This is a genomic window from Chlamydia sp. 17-3921 (assembly GCF_902705545.1).
Lineage (GTDB): Bacteria > Chlamydiota > Chlamydiia > Chlamydiales > Chlamydiaceae > Chlamydia.
Window position 1 is genome coordinate 65,829 of sequence record NZ_CACSHH010000015.1, and the last position, 12,568, is coordinate 78,396.

Consider the following 12,568-nt stretch of genomic DNA (forward strand, 5'->3'; position numbering starts at 1 on the left):
ATATTATATATGATTAAGGAGCTATTATATAAATCTTTTTTAAAATCTCGGAATATAGTGGACAAGAACGCAATTCCTCTTGCGATAAGCCTTGAGATTCTGCCAATTCTTTCGAAAGAAGAAAATATTTCAACGCTTTAGCATAATCATATCTAGCACATAAAATCTTGCATAGTTTGAGATGCAAAACAAGATCTTGACAAGCATCCTGAATACACCGCTCAAGAAGAATTGCAGCTTCCGCAGTTTTTCCTAAATGTAAAGCTACGGAAGCAAGGCGTCGACGCCCTTCACAGCATCTTGGGGAACGTTTCATAGCTATTTTTAAATTTTCTTCATAGCTAGAAATCTCCTCATAAGTTGATCCAGGATCTTTGAAAAGCAAAATAAGAGTCTCTAAATCAATATTATCATGAAGATAATCATAAGCCATAGATCCAAAAATCAAAGCTTGAGAACTCTTCTGTAAAAACAAAATTCCTTCATCTTTTTTTCCTAATAAAATTTTTGTGAATCCTAAAAGCTCTTGCAACTCTTCATCCTGAAGATAAAATAAAGCTTTTTCATAGGCAATTTCAGCATCAACGTATTTTTGCCTTTGCAAAGCAAAAGAACCTTGGTTCATAAAAGTTAAGCCTACCATTTCTCCAGGAGTACGTATGCGTAATTTATCTAAATTCAAACAATCACAGTAATATTTCGTAGGGAAATGACACCCACCAGCAGTGGTTTCGATATTGATTTCTCCTTTCTGGTAGCGCAAATAAATATGTCCTGGAGGAGTTACAGCTTCTAAGGGCACTCCTAAACGTTGTGACAACGAAAAATATAGAGAAGACACTCCTAAGCATACTCCAAACTTTCTATCTGCGACAGAAGATAGAAAAGAGAATTCATCAGAAAACATTTCTTTTTTCGAAGGATAACGAATCCCCTCATCATAGAATAAGATTTTATTCATAGCTTCGAGAGTTATCTTATGATATTCCTTGGATCCCGGAACATAATGCTTATGGTCGAATACACGTAAACGCTCCACGTGAATCCTCAAAGCTAAAATATCAAGATAACAACTATAGTAAGTCGCTTTACTCTCATCACCAGGAAATTCCGCTAAAATCAATGCTCTTCCGAGGTCCTTTTCTGGGATAACATTAGGGAAACTATCAGACAAAGATGACGACAAAATTCCTGAAGAAAGCCTTTGTAGCACAGCCTGTTCTTCTAAAGAAAATATTTTTTCTTTTAGAGAAACCTTTAAAATACTTTGAACAAATAAAGGGACCTCTTCTTCTTTTAAAGAAGGGAATAATTGCTGCATACGTTGCAAACTCAATACATCGCGATAAAGGTTATAATATGCACAAAGACTTTCTAAATTATAAGGATCTATATTCCAGAATTTTTCATATCCTCTTTGAGAATTTTTATCAGAACTGTGCGATATAGTTTCTTCTTTCTTCAAAAAACCAGCAAAAATTGTTCCAGAAACATTTAAAGGAGAAAGCAAGAAGAAACACAAAAGTGGCTTAAGCATAACATCAACTATAAACTCAGAATCTTCTATAAAAAACTAGGCTGTCTCTATTTGGATTAAAATAAAACTAGATAGAGGTTTAATACTAGAATTCAAAACAACTCGTACATAAAAAGACTAAAATAAAACAAGAGACATGTCAAAGCATCCTTGAAGATCTATAACAAAGAAATAAATTTTTAAGACACAAACTAAGTCTATAAAGTTTAGGCTATCAGGATCTAAAAAAATTGGAAAAAAGCAATAAATCCCTAATCAAAAAGTAGGAGAAGACACAAAAAACCGTTTCAGCATAAAATCTATCGTTTCTCTAAACTTGTTGTACAAGTGAATAAATCAATTTTCCAAAAAAAATTTAAAGAAGGCCTTATGATATCTAAAGATTTAAACCAAAAGCTTGCCAATATTTTAATAAATTATTCTCTAAATGTACAACCTGGAGACCATGTTTGGCTAAAAGGAGATGTCTCAGGACTCCCTCTTCTTACTTGCTTGCATCAAAATCTCATAGAAATAGGAGCTTTTGTTGATAGTGATATAGGTGTAGAGTCTTGGAACGAACATCTCGCACGTTTCGGTAGAGAAGAACAACTAGCTTTCGCTCATGCAGTTGGAGAGTTTCTTGCAACAAAATGCAATAAAGTCTTGGAAATCCTCTCTACAACAAATATACAAATGCTCCATGGTCTTCCCCCGAAAAGACTTGCCCTTATTAATCAAAGTCGTCAAAACATCTTAAAAAAAATCTTGAATCGAGCAGCATCTCATGAGCTAGATTGGACGCTTTCTATGCTCCCTTGCGCAGCTTATGCTCAAGAAGCTCAAATGAGTCTCGAAGCTTTTCAAGAACTTTTCTATAAAGCTTGCTTCTTAGATGCTCCTGATCCTATAGCGAAATGGCAAGAGCTATCAAAACAACATGAAACAATGATCCGTTTTCTAGAAACAAAAACCCGCCTACACATTAAAACTCCGAATATAGAGCTCTTTATTCATATTGAAAATATGAAATGGAAAAACTGTGATGGCAAACGCAATTTCCCCGATGGAGAAATCTTTACAGGGCCAAATCTTAAAGCCCATTGCGGAGGAGTCAATGGCCGAGCACGCTTTCTTTCTCCAGTAGTCTTTGCAGGAGTTGTTATTGAAGATATTCAATTAACTTTCAAAAAAGGACGAGTAGTTGCAGCGACAGCAAAAACAAATCAAGATTTTCTTCTTACAATGCTAGATATTGATGAAGGAGCTAGAAATGTCGGAAAAATAGCTATTGGCACCAACAGTGCTTTAAAGCAAATCACTAAAAATATTTTTCTTGATGAAAAAGTAGGAAAGACCTTCCATTTAGCTTTAGGAACAGGTGACCCTGAAACAGGAAATACAAACGTCTCAGCACTTCATTGGAATCTGATTGGAGATCTAAACGAAGGAAGCATGTTCGCTGACGATATTTGTTTCTATCAAAACGGACAGTTCCTCTTTGAAGGTTGGCCTTGCCTATAATTATTAAGCCGATGACGCTGAATGAGGGATTTTTTTGAAAAGGAGAACATCTTTAGCCATGGTCAACTCAATAGAAGTATCTGGTTGAATGTCTCCTTTCAACAAAGCTTTAGATAACAATGTCACGACTTTTTGTTGAATTAGGCGCTTCAAAGGTCGAGCTCCAAAAGTACTATCATATCCTTGTTCACTAAGAAATAGTACTACAGAGTCATCCCAAGACAAAGACACACGTTTTTCAGCAAGTCGATGTGCAACCCTGCGCATCTGAATTCCAACAATTTTCACAATATCTTCAGTTGTTAAGGGGACAAACGGCAAGATTTCATCAATACGGTTAACAAACTCTGGACTAAAATATTGTTTTAAAACAGAAGACACGACAGAAAGAACATTATCCTTAGAAACCTCTCGTCCCTTTTTTGCACAAAACTCTGCAAGCTCTTGAGAACCAATATTCGATGTCATAATAAATAATGCGTTTTTACAATTCACCTTACGTTTCTTACTATCTGTAAGAATACCTTCATCAAAGATCTGTAAGAGAATATTAAACACCTCTTTATCAGCTTTTTCTATCTCATCAAAAAGAACCACAGAATATGGACGTCTACGTAAAGCTTCTGAAAGGCTCCCTCCTTCTTCATAACCTACATAACCAGGAGGTGATCCAATTAATTTTGATACTGAATGTTTTTCCATATATTCTGTCATATCAAAACGGACCATAGCCTCTTCTTTATTGAATAGAAGATCTGCAAGAGCTTTTGCCAACTCTGTTTTTCCAACTCCTGTAGGTCCTAAAAATAAAAACACTCCAAGAGGACGTTGAGGATCACTTAATCCAACTCGAGCAGCACGAATAGCATCGCTCACAGCAGAAATAGCAAAAGGCTGACCAACGACTCGCTCTTCCAAAGATTCTTCTAAAATTAGAAGCTTTTCCGCTTCTCCTTCTAGCATTTTTTGCACAGGTATTCCTGTCCAATTTGCAACGACTTGTGCTATCAATCTCTCGTCAACCTCTTCTTGAAGCAAACGGTTATCTCTTTGATTCAATGTAGCTTCGTCTGTTTTAATATCTTCTTCTAATTGAGGGATTAAGCTATACCGAAGTTCTGCAACACGATTATAATCTGCGATACGCTCAGCTTCTTCTTCTGCATATTTCATACTTTCTAAAGAGTTTTTCTTTTCTTTAAGTCCTGAAATAAGTTTTTTTTCTTCATCCCATCGTAAACGAAGACCAGCAAGTTCTTCTTTAAGAACATCTATAGATTTTTGCATTGCAGCAGCTTCTTCTTGGTAAAAAGCAGTCTTTTCTCGTTTTGTTGCTTCTTGTTTAACGATCAGCGCAGCAAGTTCTCGTTCTTTTTCATCAATAGGAAGAGGCAAACTACCTATCTGCATTCGGATTAAACTTGCAGCCTCATCAATCAAATCGATAGCCTTATCTGGCAAAAAACGATCTGTAATGTAACGATAAGAGAGTAAAACAGCAGCATTTAAAGCTCCTTCTGTTATACGAACTCCATGAAAAATTTCGTATTTTTCTCGTAATCCACGTAAAATAAAGATAGAATCTTCTAGGGAAGGTTCTGTAACGAAAATCGGCTGAAAGCGACGTTCTAAGGCAGCATCTTTTTCTATGTATTTTTGATATTCATTAAGAGTTGTCGCACCAATACAGTGAAGGGATCCTCGAGCTAACGCAGGTTTTAATAAATTTGCAGCATCCATAGCACCATCTGTTGCCCCAGCGCCTACTAAAGTATGGACCTCATCCACAAACAAAATACTATCCCCTTCTCCAGCTTCGACATCCTTGAGGACACTCTTTAAACGTTCTTCAAACTCCCCACGATATTTAGCTCCTGCTATCAATGATCCCATGTCTAAGACATAAAGTTGCTTCCTCTTTAATGATTCAGGAACATCTCCTTGAATAATTCGTAAAGCAAGGCCTTCGGCAATAGCTGTTTTACCAACACCCGGCTCTCCTATAAGCATAGGATTATTTTTTGTCCTTCGCGATAAGACTTGGATCGTTCTGCGAATTTCTTCATCTCGACCAATTACAGGATCTAATTTTCCTTCTCGAGCTAATATTGTTAAATTTTTACAATATTTCTCTAAACCTCTTAAGGTTGTCTCAGCGCTAGGAGAGTCCATTCGATTACCTTGTCGTATTTTAATAATTAATTTCTTGAGATCATCTAAAGAAACTTTCGTGGTTTTTTCCCAAGACGCAAAAGGCTCTTTATTCGACTTCCAAAAAGCTAATAAAACATGATCTCCAGAAAGGTACTCATCCCCTAATTCTTGAGCTTGACTCTTTGCTTCCACAAGAAGATTTTGCAAGCTAGAAGATAGTTTGGGGGCGACACTACCATCTACAATTGTAGGCTCTCGAGAAAGAGTATCATCCACAGCAGAAATCAATAAGTTAGGATTTGCGTGAATCTCCTTAATGATTAGATAGAATAAAGACTCAGTATTTTCTAAAAGATACTTTAAAAAATGATTTTCTGTGACAGAAGTATGCTTCTTAGATTGTGCTAAAATAAAAGCTTGTTCTAAAGCTTCCCTAACAGCATCTGACATCTTATTCATAAAATCTGCCTATTTTTCTTGCGAAGATATTAGATTTTTTTCTTCTAAGCGTTTTTGTAAACGTTTCCATTTAGGGCTATACTGATACAATAGGCCATAGCTACGAACTGTGCAAGCAACATCATGACATTCATCTATAAACTTATCCATTTTCCCTATTCTCGAAGTGTCTAAGCATTCAGAAAGCCGTTTAGCAAAATTTTCTATAGATTCTGCTGCGAGAAGTATATGTGCAGTTAAAGACATCTCTTTATCAGCATCTAAAATGTTCACTATTTTAGAAGAGATTTCTGACACCTCTTCTTTCAAAGTTGACATAGTCTTGTCAGCTTTATCCAAGCATTGCATTAGCTTATCAAGAGGACTTATACTTTCTCCAAAAACTAGATCTTGAGAAGAAATTTTCTTTCCTCCCTTCCGAGCTTTATTTGGAAAAATATTAATAATAGGTTCTCCAATGATCTTCGGAGAATACATGGCTATTGAATCTTCTTTATATACAGGAATACTAGAATCTATTTTCAATATCAGCTTATAGCAATACAAATGCCCCTGTAAATCTTCCTTTCCCTCGTCTACAATATTATGAATTGCTGTTACATTCCCAATAACACGACCAGCAAAGCATACATTCATTCCACGCACAGCTCCTCCTGCCGAAGTAAAAGCCACTTGAATTTCTTGTTTACCATTACCATGAGCTCTGGGGAAAAATAGAGACACAGCTAAAAATCCCAACACACCAAGACAAATAAAACCACCTAATAACAAAGATTTACGATCTTTTTTGATCACAAATTTCTCCTAAAATTGAATCTTTTATGTTGAAGCTAAACAAAAAAATTGACGAACTAAAGGTTCTTTCGTTTCTAAAAATTCTTGTTTTGAATATACCCTAGCAATAGTCCCTTGATGATGAATAGCTATACGATCTGCAAGAGCCAGAGTTAAAGAAAGATCATGAGTAACAATAACTCCCCCAGCTCTTTGATCATTGCGAAGTTTTCCTATGATCTCTATGATTTCCTGACTAGTCATGGGATCAAGGCCTGCAGTAGGTTCATCATAAAGAACCAACTTTGGAGAATAAATCAAAGATCGCGCAAGAGCCACTCTCTTAATCATTCCTCCTGACAGTTTGTTTGGCATAAATTCTGCAGCATATTTTAAGCCAACATCTTGTAGAGCTTGTAAAACTTTTTTTTCTACAACTTCTTTTGAAAACTTTTTTGAGATCTCGTTATAGTTTTGTAAGCCAAAAGCAACGTTTTCTTGAACTGTTAGAAAATCAAAAAGAGCTCCCCCTTGAAATACCATACCTATCATTAAAGGTTTAAGTTTCCCTTTGTGAAGAAACTCCTTATCATAATGGATCTTTCCTGAATCAGGTTTCTCTAAGCCCATAATCTGTCTTAAAAGCACACTTTTCCCTGTCCCTGACTTTCCTAAAATTACTAAAATTTCTTCACGAAATATCTGCAATGATATTCCTTGCAAAACAGAGTATCCTTGTCCTTCTTCGTCCCAGTAACTCTTATAAAGATTATCTACACAAATCCACGGAGTCATATCTTAAAAAAATCGATGAAATATAGTTGTTATAACACAGTTAATAAACACGATAGATACATAAGAAATTACAACTCCTGCAGTAGTAACCTCTGTAACTCCTATAATTCGACGATAACATCCTAAAGCCTGATAACAAGCCGAAGATGTAATTAGAAAACCAAAAGCTAAAGATTTTACTAAAACCATAAACACATCAACAGGCAATACATTCCCTATAACCATATACCAGTATTTTTGAGAAGGAATGTGGAAGGCATAACGACAAACAATATAACCAGAAAAGATCCCAGACCAAACGGCAGTAATTACTAAAGTTGGCATAGTAATCACTCCAGCAATAATTCTTGGCAAAGCAAAATAACGTAAGGGGTTTACCCCCAGAGAAGTCATAGCGCTAATTTGTTCAGTCATTCTTAAGGTACCAAGAAATGCAGCAATGGCCCCTCCGACTCTTCCAGACAAAGCTAAAGCTGTAAGTACTGGGCCAATTTCCACTAAAATGCTCTTAACAACAAAAAAACCTATAGCACAAGAAAGCCCGTAGACTCCAAGCTGATAGTAAGATTGTAAAGCGAGAACAACTCCTGTTATCGCTCCAGTAAGAATAACAATAGGTAAAGAACAAATTCCAATAGCATAGCTTTGAGCACATATAGCTCTAAATACGGACTTCTTACATGAAATACTTTTTACTACAATATAATTAAATCCAACCCAACGACCAATACCAATAGGAAGACGGGTCAAAACTCGATAAAATTTCTTCTTTACCTCCATAAATCTCCGATCTTAACCACACACTTCTAAACTACTGTTTTATCAAAAAGTTTTATTAGACTATCTATAATGACATTTTGCGCATAAGCAAGATTTTCCTCCTTATGTACTGAGGAAATAAAACTAGCTTCTAAAGGAGAAGGAGAAAGATATACTCCGTCATCAAATACTAGGCGGTAAAAATTCTTAAATGCTGTTAAATTTGTGCTACAAACTTCTTCGAAATTTGTAGGAACTTTCTCACTAAAAAAGAATGTAAACATAGATCCTTGTCGAGACAAAGACACAGGAAACTGTCGAAAAGCAATAGCATCTTCTATAGGTTGATAAAAAAATAGCTCTAGATCTTTTAGTTTTTGATAAAACCCCTCTTTTCTACATAACTCCAAAGACTTACAGCCAGCAGCCATAGCCAAAGAATTACCAGAGAAGGTTCCTGCTTGAAACACAGTTCCCTGAGGCATAAGGTTGTCCATAATACTCTTATGAGCAACTATAGCAGCTGCGGGTGTTCCCCCTCCTAGAATTTTACCGTATACAGTGATATCAGGCTCAAGTCGAAAAGTCTCTCTGGCTCCACCAAAGGCTAATCGAAATCCCGTAACGACCTCATCCATAATTGATAAACTCTTATAAGAATGACAAGTTGCTATAATTCCTTCTAAGACCTCTGGCAAAGGAGAAATAACCCCCATATTTGCGCACACAGGTTCAAAAATTACAGCAGCAACCAGAGAGCCTATACTCTTCATGACTTGTTGAAACAACTCTAAATCATTATACGGGAGAATCAAAGTTGTTAGGGACGAAGCATTATCAAGCTTTAATCCGTTTAAACTTTCAATATTTTCCAATGTAATAGAAATTCCATTCAAAAAAACATCAGCATGGCCATGATATCCCCCAGAGAACTTAATAAGTATTGATCTCCCAGTTATACTACAAGCTAAGCGAACAGAGGTCATTGTCGCCTCTGTACCAGTAGAAACAAAGCGCACTTTATGCTCTTGAAGTCCAAGATAGCTAAGTAATTTTTTAGCAAAAGAGATTTCTAAAAAAGAAGTTATTCCATAAGAAGAGCCTTTTGATGCGGCTACAGCAATAGCATCCACAATCTCAGGATGACCATGACCATGTATCAAAGCTCCCCAAGACCCACAAAAATCTATGTATTCCTCGCCTTCACTATTTATAAAAATATCATCTTTTGCAGAGGCTACAATTGGAGGACATACGCCCACAGACCGACATGCTCGAACAGGAGAATTTACTCCTCCAGGAAACAGTTGACAAGCTTCACTATGTACAACACTTATATTAGAAATTTCAGGTAATGATGTCATTGAACTCTCGAAATTAAAACTGCGCCTATTCTTAAGACATCCTAGCTTTAATAACCAGAAAAAGCTCGTTTCTTATAACGAGGGTCTAATTTAAAAAAAGGTTTTCAGGAACTGTAGAAAGGGAGGCATATTTTCCCCTCATATCCCTAAGAACTAATGACCAGAGATTTTCAGGATCTGAGGAAAACACATATTCCCTACATCCTGGAGTCAAAAACCAAATACCATCTAAAAACTCTCGTTCTAGTTGGCCTGCCTGCCAGCCACTATAACCAAAGCATAGATTTACCTTAGTTCCTTTATCACTAGATGCAGCATCTTGAAGAAAAGGCAAATCGCCACCTAAAAATACTGAAGAACAAATCTCTATTGTTTGATCAGGAATTTCCGAAAAAGAGTGTAGAAGCATCATCTGATTTGCTTGTAAAGGACCTCCCATACAAAAGCGAATATTATCATTAGTAGTCTTTTCAAAAGAAAAAATATCATCTGATATTTCAAATCCCAAAGTCTTATTCAAAATCAATCCAAAAGAACCATTTAAACTATGCTCGCAAAGTAAAATTACACTACGAGCAAAAACTCCTTGATCCATATCTGGAGAGGCAATCAGTAAAGAACCTTTTTCTATCTGAGTATAAGGAATTTTAACCATAAAACTTATCTAGGTTAGTTTCTAATCTTCTTCATAAGGAATAACAGCATCAAAAACAGCTTTGGCACAAAGTATGGGAACCTTATGAGCTAAAGCTAAAGGAATACTATCACTAGGGCGAGCATCAATATCCGCAACAAACAAAGCATTTCCTTGTTTTTGTTCAAGAAAGATTCTTGTGTAGAAAATATTTTCTTTGTAGTCATTAATAACCACACGCAATACACGAATATCAAACCCAGAAAAAATGAAATTCAAAACATCATGAGTTAAAGGGCGCTCTTGAGGAAAATCTAAAGAAGGAAGAGACGTTGAAATTGAAGGCTCAGAATCTACACCTTGAAATGCTAGCCCCATTGAAACATGACCATATATAGAGAATTTCTTCTCTTCTGTACCCAAAACAATCCCAGCATAATGACAAAAGCTCACTAATTTATAAAAGTTGAGCAATACTAGGGGAATTTCTTCTAGAAGTTCTTTTTCGAAACTCATGCAGCTCCAAAATGTTTTTTATAAATCTGACCTTGATTGTTTCCAAACCAGACCTCAACATTTTCTATAACAAACCCCACCTCAATAATACCACGAATTTGTAAAAGTTTTCTTAAATCTTCTTCAGGACTTGGGAATTTTTTAGGCAAATGAATATCATAAATGTAATTCCCATTATCCGTAACAAAAGGCTCTCCTGTTTCTGTACAGCGCCATTTTCCCTGATACCCTAAACGAGTTATTTCGAAAACGGTAGCAAGCTTACCAAAAGGAGCGATCTCTAAAGGAACCCCAAAACTTCCTAAGATGGAAACACTTTTACTTTCATCCGCGAGAATAATACTACGCTTTGCAGATTGAAGTAGTATTTTCTCACGAAATACTGCTCCTCCTCCTCCTTTAATCATACGTAACTGTGAATCAATTTCATCTGCACCGTCAACAACAAGATCTATTTCAGAGAAGTTTTCAGACTCAATTAATGGGATACCTAAACGTTGAGCAAGCTCATATGAATCTCGAGAAGACGCTACAGCATAAATATCCACTACACTTTGATTTTGAATAACCTTAGCAAGAGCATAAATAAACTCTTTAGAAGTAGACCCACTTCCAAGACCTAAAGTCATCCCTGAAAGGACTTGAGAGACAGCTTCTCGAGCTAATTTTTTTTTGGCTAAAAGATAAGGATCGCGTTCCATACATAACTTACTTTTTTATAACAAAGATCCTTACACACAAAGTGTCTATCTCTACTTTGGATAAGAATTTTTAATACAGTTTATTGAGACAGTCAAATAACATCAGCTTTTAAAGAAGATTCTAAACATTACAAACAAGCGAGATAAAAGAAATATTTTATATAAAATTGTCCCAAATATGGTAGGGAAAACTCAAATCGAAATCCTTATCATCCTTATCGCAAAAAAATTCAAGCAACTTAAAATTTTTTATATTTATAAGCTTCCTAAAATATATTGAGAAACTTGTAAATATACTAAGCTCTGTCACTCAAACACTTTCATAAAACCAAGAAATAAACTTTTTCCTTCTCTATAAAGACATTTGATTTCATTGTGTTTCGCAATTTCTAATCCACCAAATATAATCTTTAAAAGAAAAGACACTTGATACTAATCGTAACTCAATAATCCAAAGCTTATAAACTATTCAAAGATAAAAAAATTGAAATAGTTTTTACTAACACATGTAAGAAGCTAACCAAGTAGGAATTGCTAAAAAATTTCATGTAACCTAATGTAAAAAAGTTCTTTTCAAAATCTAAGAAAGACTTCTCTTTTTATGAATATCTCTGATCTTCTAGCACATCTTGATAACCTTCTATTAACAAGCACTTTCTCTGATTACGGCCCTAACGGTTTACAAGTAGGAAATCTTTTTACTCCAATAGAAAAAATAACAGTAGCAGTAACCGCGGATCTTGAAACCATAGAGAAAGCAATACAATTAGAAGCTAATGTTCTTATTGTTCATCATGGACTCTTTTGGAAAGGTATGTCTTATCCTATAATAGGAACTCTATATAAGCGCATTCAACGCTTGATTCAGCATAATATCCACCTTCTAGCTTACCATCTACCCTTAGACGCACATCCAACCCTAGGAAATAACTGGAAAACGGCTTTAGATCTTCAATGGGGAAACCTACAACCATTCGGTTCTTCATTCCCTCATCTTGGAGTTCAAGGTTCTTTTTCTCCCTTACCCATAGAAGTTTTCATAGAACAACTTTCACAATATTATTCAGAGCCTATAAAAGGAAAAGCTTTATGGGGGCCTAAAGAAGTTTCTTCCGCAGCACTAGTTTCTGGAGGTGCATATAAAGAATTGACTCATGCAGCAACATGTAAAGTAGATTGCTTTATTACAGGAAATTTTGATGAACCAGCCTGGTCAATAGCCCGAGAAAACCATATTCATTTTCTAGCATTTGGTCATACAGCAACTGAGAAAGTTGGGCCTAAAGCCTTAGCTCAATATTTACAAAATCAATTTGATTTAACAACAACATTCATTGATACAAATAACCCTTTTTAGACCTTATGAATTTAA

The 12,568-nt window shown here is 35.6% G+C and carries 11 protein-coding genes; 2 read left to right on the forward strand and 9 right to left on the reverse strand.

What is annotated here, in order from left to right; translation table 11 throughout:
* Positions 1–13 precede the first annotated feature (13 nt).
* Positions 14–1,537, reverse strand: coding sequence for a transglutaminase family protein (locus JMS40_RS04075; protein WP_201457002.1), 1,524 nt, complete (start codon positions 1,535–1,537; stop codon positions 14–16).
* A gap of 369 nt (positions 1,538–1,906) precedes the next feature.
* On the opposite strand from JMS40_RS04075, the gene JMS40_RS04080 reads away from it, so the two are divergent.
* Complete coding sequence (locus tag JMS40_RS04080; protein ID WP_201457003.1) at positions 1,907–3,040, forward strand: aminopeptidase; 1,134 nt, start codon at positions 1,907–1,909, stop codon at positions 3,038–3,040.
* Positions 3,041–3,043: 3 nt separating this feature from the next.
* Here JMS40_RS04080 and JMS40_RS04085 read toward each other — a convergent pair whose 3' ends face one another.
* From JMS40_RS04085 to rpiA, 8 genes are all read right to left on the reverse strand, one after another.
* Positions 3,044–5,653 (reverse strand): ATP-dependent Clp protease ATP-binding subunit, encoded by a 2,610-nt coding sequence (locus tag JMS40_RS04085; RefSeq protein ID WP_201457004.1) that lies wholly within the window; start codon positions 5,651–5,653, stop codon positions 3,044–3,046.
* Between the two features lie 9 nt (positions 5,654–5,662).
* Complete coding sequence (locus JMS40_RS04090; RefSeq protein WP_201457005.1) at positions 5,663–6,448, reverse strand: MlaD family protein; 786 nt, start codon at positions 6,446–6,448, stop codon at positions 5,663–5,665.
* A gap of 24 nt (positions 6,449–6,472) precedes the next feature.
* A complete protein-coding gene (locus tag JMS40_RS04095; RefSeq protein ID WP_201457006.1) occupies positions 6,473–7,222 on the reverse strand; it encodes an ABC transporter ATP-binding protein in 750 nt (249 codons plus the stop codon).
* 3 nt (positions 7,223–7,225) lie between these two features.
* Positions 7,226–8,002 (reverse strand): ABC transporter permease, encoded by a 777-nt coding sequence (locus JMS40_RS04100; RefSeq protein ID WP_201457007.1) that lies wholly within the window; start codon positions 8,000–8,002, stop codon positions 7,226–7,228.
* Between the two features lie 26 nt (positions 8,003–8,028).
* Positions 8,029–9,345, reverse strand: coding sequence for a glutamate-1-semialdehyde 2,1-aminomutase (gene hemL / locus JMS40_RS04105; protein ID WP_201457008.1), 1,317 nt, complete (start codon positions 9,343–9,345; stop codon positions 8,029–8,031).
* A gap of 85 nt (positions 9,346–9,430) precedes the next feature.
* Positions 9,431–10,000, reverse strand: a complete 570-nt coding sequence (locus tag JMS40_RS04110) for a YqgE/AlgH family protein (RefSeq protein WP_201457009.1) — start codon at positions 9,998–10,000, stop codon at positions 9,431–9,433.
* Between the two features lie 21 nt (positions 10,001–10,021).
* Positions 10,022–10,495 (reverse strand): bifunctional nuclease family protein, encoded by a 474-nt coding sequence (locus JMS40_RS04115; protein WP_201457010.1) that lies wholly within the window; start codon positions 10,493–10,495, stop codon positions 10,022–10,024.
* Positions 10,492–11,196: a ribose 5-phosphate isomerase A gene (gene rpiA, locus JMS40_RS04120; protein WP_201457011.1), complete on the reverse strand. Its 705-nt coding sequence runs from the start codon at positions 11,194–11,196 to the stop codon at positions 10,492–10,494. The genes JMS40_RS04115 and rpiA overlap by 4 nt, the downstream gene beginning before the upstream one ends.
* A 601-nt stretch (positions 11,197–11,797) precedes the next feature.
* Here rpiA and JMS40_RS04125 point away from each other — a divergent pair.
* A complete protein-coding gene (locus tag JMS40_RS04125; RefSeq protein ID WP_201457012.1) occupies positions 11,798–12,553 on the forward strand; it encodes a Nif3-like dinuclear metal center hexameric protein in 756 nt (251 codons plus the stop codon).
* Positions 12,554–12,568 lie beyond the last annotated feature (15 nt).